At 68.7% G+C, this 18,840-nt stretch carries 18 protein-coding genes; 8 read left to right on the forward strand and 10 right to left on the reverse strand.

All coding sequences use genetic code 11. The features are described from left to right. Positions 1–122: 122 nt before the first annotated feature. From ACVDFE_RS39460 to ACVDFE_RS39470, 3 genes are read right to left on the reverse strand one after another with little or no spacing between them, the layout of a single operon-like run. Positions 123–2,186 (reverse strand): hypothetical protein, encoded by a 2,064-nt coding sequence (locus ACVDFE_RS39460; RefSeq protein WP_458433997.1) that lies wholly within the window; start codon positions 2,184–2,186, stop codon positions 123–125. Next, positions 2,183–3,184, reverse strand: a complete 1,002-nt coding sequence (locus ACVDFE_RS39465) for a PD-(D/E)XK motif protein (RefSeq protein WP_458433998.1) — start codon at positions 3,182–3,184, stop codon at positions 2,183–2,185. The genes ACVDFE_RS39460 and ACVDFE_RS39465 overlap by 4 nt, the downstream gene beginning before the upstream one ends. Further along, entirely contained in the window at positions 3,184–5,760 is a 2,577-nt protein-coding gene (locus tag ACVDFE_RS39470; RefSeq protein WP_458433999.1) for a Z1 domain-containing protein, read from the reverse strand. Before ACVDFE_RS39470 ends, ACVDFE_RS39465 begins: the two co-directional genes overlap by 1 nt. Positions 5,761–6,276: 516 nt before the next feature. Here ACVDFE_RS39470 and ACVDFE_RS39475 point away from each other — a divergent pair. Further along, the gene (locus ACVDFE_RS39475) at positions 6,277–6,996 is read left to right on the forward strand and encodes a MerR family transcriptional regulator (protein WP_458434000.1); all 720 of its coding nucleotides are present in this window, start codon (positions 6,277–6,279) and stop codon (positions 6,994–6,996) included. A gap of 38 nt (positions 6,997–7,034) precedes the next feature. Here ACVDFE_RS39475 and ACVDFE_RS39480 read toward each other — a convergent pair whose 3' ends face one another. Further along, entirely contained in the window at positions 7,035–8,534 is a 1,500-nt protein-coding gene (locus ACVDFE_RS39480; protein ID WP_458434001.1) for an alpha/beta hydrolase, read from the reverse strand. 87 nt (positions 8,535–8,621) lie between these two features. On the opposite strand from ACVDFE_RS39480, the gene ACVDFE_RS39485 reads away from it, so the two are divergent. Beyond that, complete coding sequence (locus ACVDFE_RS39485; protein WP_458434002.1) at positions 8,622–9,005, forward strand: hypothetical protein; 384 nt, start codon at positions 8,622–8,624, stop codon at positions 9,003–9,005. On the opposite strand, the gene ACVDFE_RS39490 is transcribed toward ACVDFE_RS39485, so the two are convergent. Then, the gene (locus ACVDFE_RS39490) at positions 8,981–9,787 is read right to left on the reverse strand and encodes an NAD(P)H-binding protein (RefSeq protein ID WP_458434003.1); all 807 of its coding nucleotides are present in this window, start codon (positions 9,785–9,787) and stop codon (positions 8,981–8,983) included. The two genes, ACVDFE_RS39485 and ACVDFE_RS39490, sit on opposite strands and share 25 nt — an antisense overlap. A 90-nt stretch (positions 9,788–9,877) precedes the next feature. Here ACVDFE_RS39490 and ACVDFE_RS39495 point away from each other — a divergent pair, with 90 nt between their 5' ends. Continuing rightward, positions 9,878–10,672, forward strand: a complete 795-nt coding sequence (locus ACVDFE_RS39495; protein WP_458434005.1) for an AraC family transcriptional regulator — start codon at positions 9,878–9,880, stop codon at positions 10,670–10,672. A 23-nt stretch (positions 10,673–10,695) separates the two neighbouring features. Here the strand turns inward: ACVDFE_RS39495 and ACVDFE_RS39500 are convergent, their stop codons facing one another. Continuing rightward, on the reverse strand, positions 10,696–11,493 hold the full coding sequence (locus ACVDFE_RS39500; protein ID WP_458434006.1) for a DUF3152 domain-containing protein: 798 nt from the start codon (positions 11,491–11,493) through the stop codon (positions 10,696–10,698). Between the two features lie 79 nt (positions 11,494–11,572). On the opposite strand from ACVDFE_RS39500, the gene ACVDFE_RS39505 reads away from it, so the two are divergent. Together ACVDFE_RS39505 and ACVDFE_RS39510 are read left to right on the forward strand one after the other, a co-directional pair. Further along, positions 11,573–12,238, forward strand: a complete 666-nt coding sequence (locus ACVDFE_RS39505; RefSeq protein ID WP_360400832.1) for a response regulator transcription factor — start codon at positions 11,573–11,575, stop codon at positions 12,236–12,238. Further along, positions 12,235–13,944: a sensor histidine kinase gene (locus ACVDFE_RS39510; RefSeq protein WP_458434007.1), complete on the forward strand. Its 1,710-nt coding sequence runs from the start codon at positions 12,235–12,237 to the stop codon at positions 13,942–13,944. Before ACVDFE_RS39505 ends, ACVDFE_RS39510 begins: the two co-directional genes overlap by 4 nt. Here the strand turns inward: ACVDFE_RS39510 and ACVDFE_RS39515 are convergent. After that, positions 13,928–14,734 (reverse strand): NAD(P)/FAD-dependent oxidoreductase, encoded by an 807-nt coding sequence (locus tag ACVDFE_RS39515; RefSeq protein WP_360400838.1) that lies wholly within the window; start codon positions 14,732–14,734, stop codon positions 13,928–13,930. The genes ACVDFE_RS39510 and ACVDFE_RS39515 overlap by 17 nt on opposite strands. A 51-nt stretch (positions 14,735–14,785) precedes the next feature. Here ACVDFE_RS39515 and ACVDFE_RS39520 point away from each other — a divergent pair, with 51 nt between their 5' ends. Then, positions 14,786–15,343, forward strand: a complete 558-nt coding sequence (locus ACVDFE_RS39520) for a helix-turn-helix domain-containing protein (RefSeq protein WP_360400840.1) — start codon at positions 14,786–14,788, stop codon at positions 15,341–15,343. Between the two features lie 9 nt (positions 15,344–15,352). Beyond that, positions 15,353–15,622: a DUF2277 domain-containing protein gene (locus ACVDFE_RS39525; protein ID WP_360400843.1), complete on the forward strand. Its 270-nt coding sequence runs from the start codon at positions 15,353–15,355 to the stop codon at positions 15,620–15,622. Here the strand turns inward: ACVDFE_RS39525 and ACVDFE_RS39530 are convergent. Next, on the reverse strand, positions 15,619–15,807 hold the full coding sequence (locus ACVDFE_RS39530; protein WP_360400846.1) for a hypothetical protein: 189 nt from the start codon (positions 15,805–15,807) through the stop codon (positions 15,619–15,621). The genes ACVDFE_RS39525 and ACVDFE_RS39530 overlap by 4 nt on opposite strands. 378 nt (positions 15,808–16,185) lie before the next feature. Between ACVDFE_RS39530 and ACVDFE_RS39535 the strand changes: the two genes are divergently transcribed. Then, positions 16,186–16,836, forward strand: coding sequence for a hypothetical protein (locus ACVDFE_RS39535; protein WP_360400849.1), 651 nt, complete (start codon positions 16,186–16,188; stop codon positions 16,834–16,836). Between the two features lie 331 nt (positions 16,837–17,167). Here the strand turns inward: ACVDFE_RS39535 and ACVDFE_RS39540 are convergent, their stop codons facing one another. Then, on the reverse strand, positions 17,168–17,815 hold the full coding sequence (locus ACVDFE_RS39540) for an HNH endonuclease family protein (RefSeq protein ID WP_360400852.1): 648 nt from the start codon (positions 17,813–17,815) through the stop codon (positions 17,168–17,170). A 72-nt stretch (positions 17,816–17,887) separates the two neighbouring features. Further along, positions 17,888–18,838 (reverse strand): methionyl-tRNA formyltransferase, encoded by a 951-nt coding sequence (locus ACVDFE_RS39545; protein ID WP_458434008.1) that lies wholly within the window; start codon positions 18,836–18,838, stop codon positions 17,888–17,890. Between the last annotated feature and the right edge of the window lie 2 nt (positions 18,839–18,840).

Consider the following 18,840-nt stretch of genomic DNA (forward strand, 5'->3'; position numbering starts at 1 on the left):
CTGGTAGTCCCAGTCCGGCAGGGCGTCGGGCAGCTCGAACGCGTGACCGTCGATGACAAGGGTCCACTGCTGCGCTTTGACCGCCTCCTCGCCCGGCGTGCGATAAGGAAGTGCCCTACGACTCACCTCGCGACCTCCGCTCGCCTGACCGCAACGCTGATCTCCGTCACCGTGTCAGGAGCAGGGACAACCAGCAGCCGCCAAGTACCTGGGCCTCCTGATACCACGAGGGTGCTGGAGCGGTTGAGCGCCCCTTCCTCGCTCTGCCAGCCGAAGAACTGCGGCCGAGCCGCGTTGACGGGTGGGTCCGTCTCCCGCACACCGTTGCCCGGCAGCAGGATCGACAGCTGAGGAGAGACCTGCTGTGAGCCAGGAACAGGAAGACGGAACTCCTGTACGAGGACGACCTGCCCGTCTTGGGTGTCGTAGTAAGGCTCGTCGACGTACTGCACCTTCGGGCGAGGTGCCGGTGGCGCTGCGGGAAGTGTGCCTGCGAACGACCAGGCAGACCGTTCGTCCTGCGTTGTCCGTGCACCGCTGTACGGTTCATGCGGGTCGACCGAGGTAGCCGGCTGCTGGCTGCTCTCCCAGTCGGGCGCCTCACCTGTGGTATCCGAATGCTGTTGTGCAGGGTGAGCGTTCGCGCTGTCCTGGTGATCGCTGGGCCTCGCGTGACCGTACTCATCATCGTGGTCGTGCACGTCCCAGCTGTCGTCCACCGGAGTTGTCGGAGGCTTCCTGGGCTTGCCGAACTGGACGCCGCCCCCGACTCCCCACGAGCCGGTGACGAGGCTGGAGAACGCCCTGCTCGCAGCCCCCAAGGGCACCTCGACCCCGGACGACCTGACCTTGTCGTTGATCTCGACGAACGCTTCCAGCTTCTCCTTCAGACGCGTGTAGGTGACGCGTACGAAGGTCTTCTCGTGACCTTCCAAGAACTGCCAGGTCCAAGCGTCATGAGTGGGTGGTTCGGAAGCGGCGAACGTCGCGTCCATGTTCTCGTCCGCACGGAACACGCCGGCGTAGGACAGGTACTCGGCAGGCGGCTTGGGGCCTTTGTAGTACGTCACGACGAGTTCAGCCGTGCGCATCAGACAAACGTGGTGAACGGTCTTCTCGACTCCCATGACACTGGCGGCCGCGGTCGGCTCGAACGGCAACGCGAGCTGCTTCTCCAGCCCCAGGCGACCGAGTACGCGTCTCGGATTGTACGACTCGAGCACATGGCCTTTGTCCGTTGAGCGCATGTTGTCGTGAGCCTCGACGAACAGTCGGATGGGATATGTGTCCCTGGGATCCGGTACGGCCACTTCAGAACCTTGATGCCAGACGGAGAACGTCATCGGCTGCCGACCATCGGCCGCAGGCAGCATCTTCGGCCAGAGATTCCACAGGATCGTGTCGGCCAGGTAGTTCGCGGCGTCCGGCGAAGCCAGGTCGCCGAGATCAGGATCGATCACCACGATGCTCGTCCCGGTCTCGTCCGGCCCGAACGCGCGCAAACCGAGCCTGTGCGCCATCGCTTCCGCGGCCGATCCGACCAGCGGTTCCACGACCTCTCCAGCGTTGTCGCCCCACCAGTGACGACCGGTGTAGCGCGTCGCGTGGGCGCCGGCTCCCTTGACGAAGCTCTGCCACATGGCACATCCGATGAGGCGGGTCTCGAAACCACCCTTCACCCGGCAGCGGGTGTGCACCAGAACCGAGCCGGACTTCGCGATGAGGTAGAAGATGCCTTTGCCGAAGCCGTAGGTACCACCGCCCAGCGCGGTGTCCCGGGGTTCCCCGATGTTGCGCACGAACGAGACGAAGTCGTGGTTCTGCGTGACGGCGTTGTCCGCACGCGTCGGCCCTCCCAAACCACTCGTGCCCCGGTCCGAAATGGTCAGGATGTCGATGGTCCCCGCGGACAACGCGGCTCTGAGCGGGAGGTGTTCGGTCTGAGGCGCTTCACGCAGGAGCTCTTCACGCCAGACCGGGGCGTAGGCGGCGCCGACGGTCTGGAAGTCGATCCGGTAGTCGACGGTGTTGCCGGGAAGTCGAGCGTCCCAGCTGTTCTGGGCCGACTCACGCACCAGCACGGTCAACAGGTCGAGCTCCGGCCGACCGAGCTGGTTGCGGATCCCCTCGGCCGCGCTCGCTCCCTCTGGCGGGAAGGGCTGGGAGTACCACACGGGGTTGTTCATCGGTTCTCCCGAAGGATCTCGGCAAGGCGATCGTCGACCTGCGACTTGTCCATCGGCTGCGTCGCGATGGTGTCCAGGTCGACTGTGTAGTGGACGTCCCTGATGGAGTCCGGAACGAGGTCAGGACGGATTCTGGGGAAGGATTCGGTGACCTCGTACCACCGCTCCTCCTGGGTGACGTACCGAACGTCGCGGTAGAGATCTGCGTCCACAGGTCGGTAACCGACCAGGGCGAGCTTGTTGAAGAACCCGCTCTCGTCGTCGGCGAGTCGCCGTGTCTGTTCCAGCAGCTCCAACAACCCCACCCCCTGGTCCTGCGCTCGGGAGAGCCGGAACCACACCAGGTGGAGGTCCCCGCCCACCGGCGCTTCGAGCTGCGCCGCGCCGTGTACCCGGAACCTCCTCTCCTCCTGGGCCAACGAAGACTTGACCTCAATCGCATGAGCACCGACGACGACGTCGTGCCTGCCGCCTCCAGGCCCGAGCCACCAGTCGGTGGCCGTCGGCCACGACTCCAGAAGGCGTCGCAGGACCAGGAGCTCGCCGAACAACCCCGCCAACTGCTCAGGACCCAGTTCTACGGATGACTTCTGGAACAGGGCTCGCCACCGGTCGAGGACTGTGTACAAAGCCTTCAACGGTCGCTTCGGTGTCGCTTCGACCGCTTGGAGCACGTCTGCGCACAGGCCGGTGAACACGTCGTTGAGGTCGGTACGCGCACAAGCCAGGTCCGCATAGCGGACATAGGAGTCCTGATCTTCCAGAGGACGTTCGCGCAGTCGCAACGCGGAACCATCTCCCCTGGTCCGCACGTGCTGACTCGCAGACAGCGGTACGAGCAGGTGACGGCGGCCTTCGTGGTCCACCGCGACGTCGAGTGGGCCGTTGACCGAAGTGGTCGGGAGCGTTGTCGTGCGAAGCCTGTTGGGAGCGGATGCCACCTGCTGCTCGAGTTCGAGCCAGCGCTGGTCGAGCAGCTCCCGGAACGAAGCGGCCATCACACGTCCACTTCGTCCAGTGCCGTGATGTCCTCTTCTTCGATCACGACCTTCGAGAGGTCCGCGCTCACGTACGTCCACCTGACCGTGGTGTCCTCGCCCTGTGGCTCGGGGAACACCAGACCGACGCCGATGGCGTCCTCTTCAAGACCGAGGGGTTCGCGGTTCTGTTCGCTCTTCTTGCTGGGCGTGGAGTCCTTGTCGATCGGGTAGAGCACGAGGAGCCCCGTAGCAGGGAGCTGGTCACGACGAAGCTTCTTGATGTCTCGCTCCTCCAATCCGCTCTGCCCGGTCACCTGCAGGTCGACGGCCGCGTCTCTGCGGCTCATCAGGGTCTTGATGTCGACGAAACCGTCGACAACGGGTCCTTCCAACCGCGCACGCGTCACCTTGCCGACGCGTACGTCCGGAGCGAACTCGAAGTCTTCGGCGCCGGTCCGCCCGGCCGGGTTGCCCACGATCGCCACGTTCCACCTGCGCAACGCGGAGGCCGCCTTCACACGCTTGTTGATGTACGACGCGATGAGTCCGGCGTCGCACTCCTGGGACTTCTCGTGGAACTCGTAGGTGTCGAGGAAGTTCAAGATCCGCTCGTAGGAGACGTCGCGGAACAGGACCCGGCCGGGCAGCAGGCCCTTCGAGTCGTTGACGGCGCCGTCCGCGATGGCGTCCGCGACCAGCCTCTTCGCCGCCAGTTGGTTGTTGCGCAACCATTCCGGGTCGGTCTTGAAGTATCGGGTCTGGATTCGATGCCCGCCGTACGCACAGGCCGCTGACACAGCGTCCTTCATCTTGGCCGCGGCCGTGACCCTCAGCTTCGGATGGGTCCTGAGACGTACCGCGAACTGCATCGGCGTCTTGTCCTCGACCATGTAGACGTCGATGTCACGCCGCATCTCGTTCTCCACCGTCGCCAGGTGGCGGAACCAGTCACGGAGCTCATCGGTCATCCAGATCCGCGGCAGGTCCGCGTACCCGTCGCGATAACCGAACCAGCGCCCCATCTGCAGCAGGGTGTCGTAGGCCGACACAGCGCGCACGAAGTAGCTCACCGCGAGGCCTTCGAGCGTCAGGCCACGGGACAGGGTGTTCCCACCGACGGCGATGGCGGTCACCGCGCCGCCTTCGTAGTCGAGCCGATCCTTGCTGCTGGAGTTGTCCATCACGATCTTGCAGGACCTGATGGACTCGGCCAACCGCGACCGGAGCTCGTTGAACTCGACGGTGCGCTCGCCGAAGAGCTCGGCGTTGACCCTGCTCGTCTCCTTCTCCCAGATGCTCTGGAACTCGTCGAGCAGCGCTTGGTCACCCGCTTCGACCGCGCGAAGGCACTTGTCCCTCATCGCCCTCAGCGGCGGGCCGAAGCTGTTGTGCACCGAGGTGTTGACGCTGGTGTGGATCAGCATCGTGCAGTGGGCCTTACCGGTGCCGCGCACCCGTCGCGCAGCGGTGGTCAGCCAGAAGTAGAGGACCGCGTCGCGAAGGCTTCCAGCGATCTTGGGCATGAAGCCGTCGACGTCGTTCTTGGAAACAGGCCGAACGTTCTCGATCTCCGCGGCAGGCACTTCGCGGATCATGTCGTGGCCGTCGAAGACGTCCTCCGGGTCCTCACCGTCCAGGGCGTCCCGTCCGAACAGCACCTCCGTGCCGAAGTGGCCCTTCGGCTGCGGGAGGTTCACGATGAAGTCCCTCGGATACAGGTCTTTCGGCATCGAGGGGTCGATCAGCAGGTTCGCGAACGGCGTCGCCGTGTAGCCGACGTACGCCGACTTGGGCAGCCGCTCGAGGATCTGGCAGATCAAAGGGTTGATCGTCCCGGTTGCGACCGTCGCCTGGTCGGCCTCGTCATCGATGATCAGAGCGGGGCAGTCGCGCAGGTGCTCCGCCGCCGAACCGAGCCATTCGTTGAACTTCTCCAGCACCGTCCGGTTCTTCTTGATGACGCAGAGGACGTGCTGCTTGTTCCCCGTGGCGAAGTACCCGGCGGCATTTGCGGGAGGGTTGAAGTCCTTGTCCGGATCGGTGAGTGGCATCCAGCCGGACCGGTTGGGGTCGACCAGCTGCTGTTCCAGCCGCAGTTGGGTCTGCCTGCGCAGACCGTTGTGGATACCGGCCAGCACGATGAACAGCTTGTACCCGCGATCAGCCGCTTTGGCCATGACCGCCGTGAAGTTCGTGGTTTTGCCGGACTGCACGTACCCGACCACCAGACCGCGGGTGGAGAACGCTTTTTCCTTCGGGTGCCTGAGCATCGAAACGACCTTGGTCGACGCGGCGTCGAGATTCTCGATGGACTCGTCGGACCAGCCGTCTTTGCTGAGCAGACCGGTGATGGCGGGCCAGCACTTGTCCTTGGGGCGAGGGCCGGTGTACCAGGTGAAGCGGTTGCCGAGGACGACCGACTTCGGCTCCTCGCGCTCCTTGATCTTGATGGTCTCCTGTTCGTGGTACTCACTGACCTGCTGCAACAGCTCCTGGTCAGCGCCGAGGATCGTCATCTTCTTGATCGCCTCGTCCGGCGTACCGGACTCGAGCAGATCCAAGAAGACTTCGTACACCTGCTCGAACCTGGACACCACGGATCCTCCACCAGTGCGGGCAGCTCGCGTTTTCGACGGCACTTTTCAGCGAATTCGCTCAGGCCGCACATCTACCAAGTAACCCTAACGATCGCACAAGACGACGCATTCGTTACTCGAATCGCCTCCATCCAAACCGATTCGCCTCGGATGGAGTACACGCGCACGCCGTCGGGATCGGACGCCACGCCGGCGGACGGGTCAGAACCAGCGGCAGCGGCCGGCTAACATGTGAACACAGGTTCGATCAGTAGGTCGAGCCGGTTCGACCCGCAGCGCGGAGACGGAGTTCGATGTCTGATCGGTCCGGATCCGGCGCTGAGGCATCAACACTCAAGGTGGTCGACCTGTTCACGGGGCGCGACGACCTGGCACAGGGATTCGCGAGCCGGGCGTGCGTCGCAACCACGAAACGCGAAGAGGAGACCGATCGGGTAGCGGCGCTCGGTCGAATCCGGCGCTACCCGATCGACGGGCGTAGAAAGGCTTGAAGCCGTCGAGAAGGGGCAGGGCGTGGGGTGGAGCACCCGGCAGTTGGCGGAGCTGGCCGGCACGACGTTGCGCACCATCCGGCACTACCACGAGGTGGGGTTGCTGGCGGAGCCGGAGCGCAGGGCCAACGGGTACAAGAGTTACGGGGTGGCGCACCTGGTGCGGGTGTTGCGCGTCAAGCGGTTGACCGGGCTTGGGTTGTCGTTGGCGCGGATCGCTGAGCTCGGGGATGCGGATGAGCACCCCGAGGAGGCGTTGCGGGCGCTTGATGCGGAGTTGGCCAGCACCATTGAGCGGTTGCAGCGGGTGCGGGTGGAGTTGGGGGTGATCCTGCGGCAGGCGTCGCCCACCGAGTTGCCGCCGGCGGTGGCGAAGGTGGTGGCGGAGGCGGACCTGTCTGCGGCGGATCGGGCGTTTTCCGTGGTGTTGGCGCAGGTGTTGGCGCCGGAGACGTTCGCGCGGTACGCGGAGTCGGTGCGGGAGCACGGGCGGTGGCCGGTGGAGGTCGAGTTCGACGAGCTGGCCGAGGACGCGGACGAGGGGACTCGGCAGCGGCTTGCGGAGGCGATGCTGGAGTTGCCGATCGTGCGGGAGATGAAGGTGATGTTCCCCGGTGGGATCTACGCCGACGCGCCGCGTGGGGCGAAGTACGCCAGTGAGGCTGCGGGGCGGGCGTTGGTGGACCTGTACAACTCGGCGCAGCTCGACGTGCTGGTGCGGATGGGGCGGAGCCGGGAGTGAGCTCGGCACCGTCCACACCGGACGGTGCCGAGCTTGTGCTAGGCGAACGGGGCCTGGTCGACGGCGCAGGTGCGCTGGGTCGGCAGGACGCCGGTGAACAGGTACTCGCGCTTGGCCTTCTCCGCGCACGTGCTGCGGACGTACATCGAGGTGTGGCCGGAGCCCTCGACGGTCAGGAAGCCGGTGCGGGCCATCTCCGCGGCGCCGTCCTGTGCGCCGTGCAGCGGGGTGGCCGGGTCGAACCTGCTGTTGACGAACAGGATCGGCGCGGAGGTCCAGCGGTTCCACGGGCCGGTGTAGCGGTCGGTGTCACGGCCCTGCCAGAACGCGCACGGCATCATGTCGTACACGATCGGGCGGCCCCAGTACGGGACGCGCTCGTCCTCGCTCTTGCCGTACCTGGTGTACGCGGCGGTGTCGCGCGGGAAGTTGCTGTCGGAGCACTGGATCGCGTTGAACGCCTCGGTGCGGTTGGAGATGTAGTCCGGTGCGGCGACGGCGGTGCGGGCGAGCGCGGGTTGCGTCTCCCACAGGGTTTGCAGAACCTGCGCGGTGGACTGCCAGGTGTCGGGCTGGGACATCGCGTCCCACACCGTGCCGATCAGCGCGGCGCGGTCGAACGTGCCGTCGGGTGTGGTGATCGGTGTCGCGGTCACCTTGGTGACGAGGTCCGCCCACTTCTTCTTCAGGTCACCGCCGGCGAACGCGCACTTCGTGGCTGCTGTCGCGCACTGAGTCAGGAACTGGTCGAACGTCTCGGCGGTGCCGCGCGGCACGTCCTGGCGGGTGTCCAGCGGCACGGTCCTGCCCTGGTCGCCGTGGCCGGTGGCGTTGCCGATGAAGTCGAGTGAGCCGTCGAACACGAGCGCGCGCACCTTGTCCGGGAACAGGTTCGCGTAGATCGCGCCGAGGTGCGTGCCGTAGGAGATGCCGTGGTAGGTCAGCTTCTTGTCACCGACGGCCTTGCGCAGCAGGTCGAGGTCGCGGGCGGTGTTCGCCGACGAGACGTGGTCGAGCAGGTCGCCCGACCTGTCCTCGCAGCGCTGGGCGAACTCCTGGTGCTTGGCGTGGAACGCGGGCTCGTCTGCGGCCGTGACCGGGTAGAGCGGGATGGAGTTCAGGAACGCCTGCTGGTCCTCGACGGAGTCGAAGCAGCGCACGGTCGCGCTCCTGCCGATGCCGCGCGGGTCCCACGACACGACGTCGAAGCGGGAGCGCAGCTCGGACGAGAACAGCCACTCCCACCTGGCGCGGGCGCGCAGCCGGTCGACGCCGGACGAGCCGGGGCCGCCGAAGTTCACGAACAGCGAGCCGATCCGCTTGCCCGGGTCGGTCGCGGGCAGGCGGATCAGCGCGAGGTCGATCTTCGTGCCGCGCGGCTGGTCGTGGTCGAGCGGCACCTCGGCGGTGGCGCACTGGAACCCGTCCTGGCAGTCCTGCCAGGACAGCGCCGGGGTCTGGGCCCCGGACCCGGCCTGGGCGGTCGCCGCCGGTGCCAGACCGACCAGCAGCGCCGCCGCCATCAACAGTGGTTTCACGAGATCAACTCCCCAGTTGGTTCCGATCATGACGACGCCGGTGACAGTCAACCGGTTGCCTCGCGATTCCGCGCGTTACCGTGACGCGTGGACAAGACGCGGGTGGGCATCGGTGTGGTGGTCGCGGTGATCGTCGTGCAGACCCTGGCCAGTCTGGTGTGGAGCGCTGACACGACGCTGACGGGCATCGCGCTCGCGTTCAACGCGGTGGCGGCGGTGTCGACCGGGTTGCTCGTGCGGCGGGGAGGGCGGGCGGCCTGGGCGGTGGTCGGCTGGTGCGCGGGGTTCTTCGGGTGGCACGTGCTGGGGCTCGGTGCGCTCGCCGGCTGGTGGACGACCGGGCTGGAGGCCGCGTTCCTGGTCGCGGGGCAGTACCGGCTCTCGGTCGTCTACCAGGCCGTGCTGACGGCGGCCGCGGGGTTCGCGGTGCACCTGCTGCTGCCGCGTCAGCCCCAGGTGTCGGCCACGTAGGTGTCGAAGTCGGTGGCCGGGCGGCCGAGCAGCCGCGCGATGTCGTCGGCCGGGGTCGCGAGCAGGCCCTTGCGCATCCCCTCGAACATGCCGTTCAGCTCCGCGGCTTCCTCCTCCGAGACACCGTACGAGAGCAACGCGTCCCGGTACTCCTCCGGTGTCAGCCGGACCAGCTCGATGGTGCGCCCGGTCCGCGCGCCGATCTTGGCGACCGCGTCGGCGAACGTCACCCCGGCGGGCCCGCTCAGGTCGTAGGTCTGCCCGGTGTGGTCCTCGGTGAACGCCTTGACCGCCACGTCGGCGATGTCCCGCACGTCCACGAACGGCTCCGGGGTGTCGTCCACCGGCAGCGACAACCGGCCGGCGCGGACCTCCAGTTCCCAGATCTCCTCGGAGAAGTTCTGGGTGAAGTTGTTGGCGCGCAGCACGGTCCAGTCCAGCCCGGAGGCGCGCACGGCGTCCTCGGCCGCGTGCATGCCCGCGAACACGTGGCGCGGGGTCCGGTCGAGGCCGCGCCCGGAGAGCAGCACCAGGCGGCGGACGCCCTGCTCTTCGGCCAGTTCGACGAACGGTGCCGCGTCGGCCGGGTCGTGCGGTGCGATCAGGTACGCGCCGGTCACACCGGTGAGGGCGGGCCGCCAGGTGGAGCGGTCGGTCCAGTCGAAGCGGACCGCGCTGGAACGGGACGCGGGGCGGACGGTCGCGCCGGCGCCGCGGAGGGCGTCGGCCACGCGGCGGCCGGTCTTGCCGGTGGCGCCCAGAACCAAGATCTCCTGTGTCATGGCGTCCAGCCAACCGGGACCGGCGCGATCGGCCCATGTCCGAGAGTTCATCGATGATGTTCGATCGTTCGAGCCACTATCGTGGGTGTCATGGACCCGTTCGAGGAGTTGCTGCGCGGGGTGCGCGCGGACGGCGGTGACCTGCGCCGGTCGGAGGTCATCGGCACCGTCGAGTGCGACCGCCTCGCCGTGTACGCGCTGGTGTCCGGCTGGGTGGAGGTCGCGGGCGAGACCGCGCGGGCGGGCGACGTCCTGGTCGCGCGCGGACCGTTCACGCTGACCGGGCGGGCCGAGGTGGTGACCGGGACCTACGACCTCACCGGTGCCGTCGCGAGCAGGCTCGCCGCGGTGCTGCCCGAGGTGCTGGTGTCCCGCGGCACGGAGGGGTGTGCGGAGTTCTACGGCACGCTCGACGAGGAGTCGGGCGTGGTGGCGGACCGGTTGCTGGACTGGATCATGGTGTGCGGCCTGCGGACCTGGTTCGACAGCGAGCACCGCACCGGCTGGTTCGGCGCGCTGGCCGACGACGTGGCCGGTCCGGCGTTGCGGGCGATGCACGCGGACCCGGCGCGGCCGTGGACGCTCGCGTTGCTGGCCAGGGAGGCGAAGGTGTCGCGCACGACGCTGGCCGGCCGGTTCGCGAAGCTGGTCGGCACGCCGCCGCTGACGTACCTGACCGAGTGGCGGATGGCACTGGCCGCCGACCTGCTGACGGACTCGACGGCCACGGTCGCCGCGGTGGCCAAGCGGGTCGGGTACGCGGACGCGTTCGGGTTCAGCGCCGCGTTCAAGCGGGTGCACGGGGTCAGCCCGAGCGAGTACCGCGCGGGGGCGCGTGTGCTGTCAGGCGACCGGGAACACGCGCGCGAACTGGTGGTCCACTAGCTCGGCCGTCATGACGACCACGGTCACGGATGCGGCCACGGGTTCGGCGCGCACGTCTTGCCGTCCCGCGGGATGACCGCGCCCTGCGGCACGCCACCGGTGATGCGCACGATCTCGTCGTTGGAGACGCTGAAGGTCTGCTGCATCATCACCGGCGCCGGTCCGCCCTCGGCCGCGCAGGGCCGGTGGGGCTGGCCGAACGCGTGGCCCACCTCGTGGTTGACCACGTACCGCCGGTACCCCGTGAGGTCGCCGAGGTAGGCGACGGCTCCGCGGGTCCAGCGGGCGGCGCTGAGGTGGACGAGACCGCCGTCGCGGCACGACACGTCGACCGGGATCTCGAACCCGCACACCGCGCGGGCCGTCTGCTGCGAGGTCAGGCGGATGCGCACGAAGGCGGCCCCGGAGACGCGCTGCACCCGGCGGGCGCCGGTCGCGGTCCAGCCGCGCGGGTCGGCCAGGGTGGCGTCGACGAACGCGGCGAAGGCCTGTTCATCCACCGGGATGCCGTCCTCGACCTCGACGGCGTAGGTGTGCACCGGGCCGCCGGTGCCGACGACCTGGCCCTCGGCGGGGACGACGTGGAACGTGCCGGCGCCCGCGACCGGGAAATCCGGGCCGTCGGGCAGGTCGGAGCCGGACGCGTAGACGCGCGCCACCGGCGGCGCCGCAGGTGCCGCGGACGACGTCGTCGAGGTGGCGGTTGTCGAGGTGGTGCTCGTCGGCGCCGCGGCCGGGGACGTCTCCGCGACCGGCTGGGTCGTCGTGAGCAGCACCGCCGCCACCGCGCACGCCCCCAGCGACACGTACAGCCTCTTCATGGCGACCACGCTCGCCGTAACTGATGAAGAACCTGTTTGCGACCCGCTTGACTGTCGTGAAGGACTGCATACTGCCCACGTGTGCGCCCACATCCTCGTCGCCGAGGACAACGTCCACCAGGCCGAGCTGGTGCGCCGCTACCTGGAGCACGACGGGCATTCCGTGGTCGTCGTGCACGACGGGCGGGCGGCGATCGACGAGACCCGGCGGCGCAACCCCGACCTGCTGGTGCTGGACGTGATGATGCCGCTGGTGGACGGCATCGACGTGGTGCGCGTGGTCCGCGCGGAGTCCGACGTGCCGATCGTGCTGCTGACCGCCCGCTCCACCGAGGACGACGTGCTGCTCGGGTTCGACCTCGGCGCCGACGACTACATCACCAAGCCGTTCCGGCCGCGGCAGATGGTGGCGCGGGTCCGCACGATCCTGCGGCGTGCCGGGCGGGCGCGTGAGACGAACGCGGCGGTGCTCAGGGTGGGTGACCTGGTGGTCGACCCGGTCCGGCACGAGGTGCACCTCGGCGACGACCCGGTGGCGCTGACCCCGGCGGAGTTCCGGTTGCTGGCGAAGATGGCCGCGCAGCCGCAGCGGGTGTTCACGCGCGAACAGCTGCTGGAGGACGGGTTCATCACCGCGCGGACCGTGGACGTGCACATGATGAAGCTGCGCCGCAAGATCGAGAAGGACCCGCGGCGACCCGAGCGGCTCCTTACCGTCTACGGCATCGGCTACAAGCTCGCATGAACAGCCTCCTGGTCCGGTTCTTCCTGTTCTCCCTGGTGATCGCGGCCTGCTCGATCGCCGTCACGGCCTGGCTCGCGAGCCAGGCGACGACCGGCACGATCCGGCAGGAGCAGGGCGAGGCCTTCGAGACCGACGCGCGGATCATCGACGAGCTGGTGGCGTACGCGGCGGCGCACCGCGACTGGAGCGCGGCGAAGTCCGAAGTGGACCGCATCGCACGCGAGCACGACCGGCGCATCGCCCTGACCGACAACAGCGGCAAGAAGTTGGTGGACACCGGGAACGAGAGCTCGCCAAAGCTGCCCATCACCCCGAAGGCGATCATCGACCCGTTGAACGTCAACGGGCGCATCGACCCGCGGGCGGTGGGACCGTTCAAGCTCACCGACGAGGAGTACCGGACGCTGCACGCCCACGCCGACCGGCTGGGCCAGTGCAACTCCTCCATCAGGACCGTGGACGCGCCCAACGGCCGGCCGCGGCTGGCAGGCGACGAACCCGGCCGGCTCTCGATCTGGGACGACTGCGAGGCCGGGGAACGGCTCTACACCCTCACGGTGACGGAGAAGGCGGCGTACGGGGAGTTGCAGCGGTTGTTCGCCGAGTGCCTGGAGGAGGAGTTCCCCGGCGGGCGGGTCATGGCCAAGTCGCCGGGCCCCGCGGCGCTGGACTGGGAGATCACGACCGTCCGCGACTCGCCGCCCGAGGACGTGGCGTGCATGGACCGCGCGCGGCGCGAGCAGCTGCGGCCGCACGTCGCCGAGCAGGCGCAGCTGTTCCTCACGCCGGTGACCGGCGACGAGCCGATGACGATCGACCTGTCCACCACCGGCACGACCCGGATCACGCTGGTGGCGCTGGGAATCCTCGCGCTCGCCGGGTTCGCGTCGTGGCTCACCGCGGCGCAGCTGGTGCGGCCGATCCGGGCGCTCACCGCGGCCACGAAGCGCACCGCCGAAGGGGATCGGACGGCGCGGGTCGACGGCGGCAGCGGCGAGATCGGCGAGCTGGCGCGGTCGTTCAACGCGATGTCGGAGAAGCTGGCCGAGACCGAACGGCAGCGGCAGGCACTGGTCAGCGACGTCGCGCACGAGCTGCGCACGCCGCTGGGCACCATCACCGGCTGGCTGGAGGCCACCCAGGACGGGCTGGCCGAGCCGGACCCGCACCTGGTCGGCATGCTGCTGGAGGAGTCCCTGCTGCTGCAACGGCTCGTGGACGACCTGCACGACCTGGCGCAGGCCGACGCGGGCACGCTGCGGCTGCACCCCGAGCCGATCGCGCTCGACGACGTCGTGGACCAGGTCGTGAACGCGCAGCAGAACCGGTCGGTCCTGCTGCGCGCGGAGACCACGCCGGTGCACGCCACCGCAGACCCGGTGCGGCTGCGGCAGGCGCTGGGCAACCTCGTCGCGAACGCCGTGCGCTACACGCCCGCCGGTGGCGAGGTCGTCGTGAAGTTGTTCGAGGACAACGGCAACGCGGTCGTCGAGGTCACCGACACCGGCACCGGGATCGCGGCGGAGGACCTGCCGCACGTGTTCGACCGGTTCTGGCGCGCGGACAAGTCGCGCAGCCGCAGCACGGGCGGCAGCGGGCTCGGGCTCGCGATCACCCGGCACCTGGTGGAGGCGCACGGCGGCACGGTGTCGGTGACGAGCGCCCCTGGCGAGGGGTCGACGTTCCGGATCAGCCTGCCGGTGTGAGCAGGTCCATGTTGATCATCCCGGCGGCCTGGGCGCCCTGCGCGGCGGCGACGACCACGATGGCGGTGGGGTCGGCGACGTTGCCCGCCGCGTAGACACCGGGAACGCTGGTGCGGCCGAACCGGTCGGTGCGCACGAACGGACCGGCGATGGTGTCCTCGGTCTCGGCACCCAGGGCGAGCAGGTGCTCGTCGCGCGGCTTGACCGGCGCGGAGTACACGAGCGCGTCGGCCGGGTGGCGTTCGCCATTCGAGATCACCGCGACCAGCCGGTCGTCGACCACCTCGACGCCGTCGACCGACTCGACGTGCGTGACGTCGGCGGACCACTGCCGCACGAGCGCCACCTTCTTCTCCTCGCCGAACACGACAAGCCGCTGGTCGCGCACCTCGTAGCCGTGGCAGTACGGGCAGCCGAAGACGTCACGGCCCCAGCGCTCGCGCAGGTTTTCCGGCACCTCGTCGACCAGCCCGGTCGCGAACAGCACGGCGCGCGCTCCGACGGTGCGCTCAGCCAGCCGGACGGCGAACCCGTCGTCCCGTTTCGCCACGGACCGCACCTCGTCCCGCACGATCTCGCCGCCGTAGCCCTCGACCTCGGCACGGCCGTGCTTGAGCAGCTCCAACGGTGAGAAGCCGTCTCGGGAGAGGTAGTTGTGCATGTGTGCGGCGGGCTGGTTGCGCGGTTCACCGCTGTCGACCACCAGGACGCTGCGGCGCGCCCTGGTCAGCATCAGGGCGGCGCTCAGGCCGGCCGCTCCCCCGCCGATGATCACCACTTCGTAGTCCATGGGACCGAGGATGTGGTCGACAGCCTGAAAACGGCAACGTATGTTGCTGAAATGGCAACACTGGGACATCGGCTCGCCGCGTTGCGGGCCGAGCACGACCTGACCTTGGCGGAGCTGTCCGAGAGGACGGGCATCTCCAAGTCGACGCTGTCGCGCCTGGAGACCGACCAGCGCAAGCCGACGCTGGAGCTGCTGCTGCCGCTGTCGCGCACCTACCAGGTCACGCTGGACGACCTGGTCGGAGCGCCGGAGGTCGGTGACCCGAGGGTGCAGCTGAAGCCGCGCCAGCTCGACCACGGCCGCGTCGCCGTCCCGCTGACCCGCTCGATCGGCCCGCTGCAGGCGTGGAAGATGATCATCACCGACGACCGGCTGCACGAGCCGCGCGTGCACGAGGGCTACGAGTGGTTCTACGTGCTCAGCGGACGGGTCCGGCTGCGCCTGGGCGAGAAGGAGGTCGTGCTGCGGGCCGGCGAGGTGGCCGAGTTCGACTGCCGCCAGCCGCACGCGATGAGCAGCGCGGACGGCAGGCCCGCGGAGATCATCAGCCTGTTCGGCAAGCAGGGCGAACGCATCCACACCCGCGCCGCGCCGCCGAAGCGGTCATAGAGTGGGCGCATGTGCCGAAACATCCGGGTGCTCCACAACTTCGAACCGCCGGCCACCTCGTCGGAGGTGCAGGCCGCCGCGGTGCAGTACGTGCGCAAGGTCAGCGGGGCGGCCAAGCCGTCCGCCGCGAACCAGGAGGCCTTCGACCGGGCGGTGGCGGCCGTCGCGGCGGCCACGCAGGAGCTGCTCGACGCGCTGGTGACGTCGGCGCCGCCGAAGGACCGCGAGGTCGAGGCGGCCAAGGCGAAGGCGCGGGCCGCCGAGCGCTACGCGCGCTAGTCCCCGGTGCGGGTGTCGAGGTACATGCAGATGAGCTTGGCAGCGACACCGGCGGAACCGACGATGAACGCCTGGTCCGGGCCGAGGGTGAGGGCGATGGCCCACAGCAGCAGCGCGATCAGCACGAGGATGACCGTCACCTGCGCGGCGTGCGGCCACTGGCCGAGGCGGACGGGCCACCTCATCGGCCGACGGGCACCCTCCCTTTCGGGTGAACATCCAGCGGCCTGAACCGCCTTTCCCGCCATCGTGCTCCCTCGCTGCGAAATCTCCTGGTGAACCCATTGTCTTCAGTTGATCTTCTACGCAGGGTTACTCCCGCTGGTCGTGCGGTGAGCGTTGGGTGAGCGTCGGCGAACGGCAGACGAGCGGTCAGGTGGTTGATCGGTCGCCGGTCCGTCACGGTCCGTTCACCGAATGAGGTCCAGAGCACCACCCTGAGTGCCACACGATTGAGTGAACAAGCAACACTACGTAATCACTAGCCCGTTCAGAGCAGCGCCGTTTTTGTCAGACCCCTCCGCTAACGTCAGGCGAAGAAGGCGGTACGAGGGGAGAAAACGTTGCCGGACAACAACGTCAGCGTCACCGCACTGTCGTTCACCGAGTACGTCATGAGCGGTCAGCGTGGACGCATCAACATCGTGTCGGAACAACGGGGGATGTACCTGACCGACGACCCGAGGGTCTGCGGCTTCTACAACCCGATCCGCGACGCCATGCGCCGAGCGGTCAACTCCACCGAACCCGAGCTGGAGCTGAAGAAGGCCGTCATGGCCGCCAACCGCACCGGCCAGCCGCGGGCGTTCGAGGAGATCGCCGACGGCTTCCTGCCCTGGCTCGCCGCGTTCAAGGCGACCGGCGTGCCGGTCGAGGGCACCACCTACCGGGCCGGCGAGCTCACGCTCCGGGTGCGCCCGCACCTGGGTCTGCGGCGCAAGGACGGCTCCACCTACGCGGTGCTCGTCCACACCAAGGAGGTGCCGCTGACCAGGGAGGCGGCGAACGTCGGCCTGCGGATACTGCAGCACACCACCGCCGGCACGCTGCCGGGCGCCACGCCGATGGTGCTCGACGCGCGGCGCGGCAAGGCCTACCAGATGCCCAAGCGCACGAACCTGGGCAAGCTCGACGTGCTGATCGCGGCCGAGGCTATGGGCTACGTGACGCACTGGAAGCTGTCCGGCCTGTTCGAGTCGGTCCAGGTCGGCTAGCTCCGGCTCGACTCGGCCCGTCCACGGCCGGGCCGGGTCACCGCGCGGATGTGGTTGCAGCCGGTCTCGGGTGTGAGTGGTCGTCCGCGGGTGGATGACCGGCGTGCGGGGAACGGGTGTTGTTCAAGGCCAAGACCGGGGTGTCGTGGCGTGCCCTGCCCGAGCGGACAAGGGCTGCTCCAGCAAGCCCGTCCGCTCTCGCCTGAGCCGCCGCGGCATCCGGGCCACCATCCCCGAACGCCGCGACCGACAAGCCAACCGGGCCCGTCCACGGCCGGGCCCGGTCACCGCGCGGATGTCGTCGCCCACCGGCGACGTGCCCCCGAGGCGGTCAGCAGGCCTTGAGCAGCGCGGCCAGCGCGTCGTGCTCGGCCTGGTCGACGGTCAGCTTGTAGCTGATCTTCACCGAGATCCAGTGCTGGGCGTAGGTGCACCAGTAGGACTCCACCGGCGGCTTCCACTTCGCCGGGTCCTGGTCGCCCTTGCCGCGGTTGGTCTTCGCGGTCACGGCGACCAGCTGGATGCCGCCGAGGTCGTTTGCGAACGCCTTGCGCTGCTCGTCGGTCCACTTGTCGGCGCCGGAGCGCCAAGCCTCGGCCAGCGGCACGGTGTGGTCGATGTCGATCTCGGCCGCGTCCTTGACCACCACGTTGTCGTACGGGCTGGTCCAGGTGCCGGAGACGGCCTTGCAGTCCTTGTCCGTCGTGACGTCGGCGCCCTGGCGCTGCAGCACGATCTCCCTGGTGTCGCAGGAGTCCCCCTGCGATGCCCAGTGCGGGAACCGGTCGCGGCTGTAGCCGGTCATCTTGCCCTCGGGCGCGATCTGCAGCGCGTTGAGGTCGGTCGAGCTGCCCGGCCGCGGTGCCGGCGTGCTGGTCGTCGTGGGCCCGTCGTCCTTCGACTGGAGCTCGGTCAGGTACCAGCCCACTGCCACCAGCAGCACGAAGACGACAAGTGACGTCACCGCAGCGCGATTCATGCGGCAATGATCGACCATGCGGGTCACGGGCAGGTCACCCGGCCCGTGATTCCGCATGCCGGACGAGCGGTGTTACTGCGGACGCGAGGTCAGGTAGCCGCCCATGGTGCGGAAGTACTCCTGCGCCTTGAGCTCGGTGCCGTCCGCGGTGCGAACCTTCTTGACCAGCAACGCCTTGCTGCGACCGCGACGGGCCTCTGCGCCGGCGACGACCGCCACGCCGTCGCCCTCGCGGTAGAAGATGCGGCCGGGGGTGCCGCCGTAGACCTCGGCGGAGACGTCGGCCTCGATGATCTCCAGGCGCTCACCGCGGTGGAAGCAGAACGCGCTCGGGTACGGCGCGCACTGCGCCCGCACCAGCCGGTCCAGCTCCTCCGCGCTCCAGGTGAAGTCGATGCGCAGGTCCTCCTCCGCGCGCTTGTGGAAGAAGGAGGCCTGCGACCGGTCCTGCTTGGTGAAGTCCGTGCGCCCGGAGGCGATCTCGGCGAGGCCGTCGACGGTGATCGGGCCGAACAGCTCCAGCGTCTTGGCGAACAGGTCGGCGGCGGTGTCGCGCGGGCCGACGGGGACCGAGCGCTGCAGCACGATGTCGCCGGCGTCGAGGGTGTCGTCCATCATGTGCGCGGTCACGCCGACCTCCTTCTCGTCGTTGATCAGCGCCCAGATCAACGGGGAGAAGCCCGCGTACTTCGGCAGCAGCGAGTCGTGCACGTTCAGCGTGCCGCGCTTGGGCAGGGCGAAGACCTGCGGCGGGATCCACGTCCGCCAGTTGCACGCGACGATCACGTCCGGGTCGGCGGCCTTGAGCGCGTCGAGCAGCTCCTGGTCCTCCGGCCGTTCGCGGATCAGGACGTCGACGCCGCTCTCGCGGGCCAGGTCCTCGACCGAGTCGCTCCAGACCTTCTCGTACACGCCCTCACCCCTCGGGTGGGTCACCACCAGGACGACCTCGTGCTCAGATGCCAAAAGTGCCTGCAGGGTGCGATGACCCCAGGTCTGGAACCCGAACATGACGACCCTCATGG

It is taken from the genome of Lentzea chajnantorensis, from assembly GCF_054300775.1.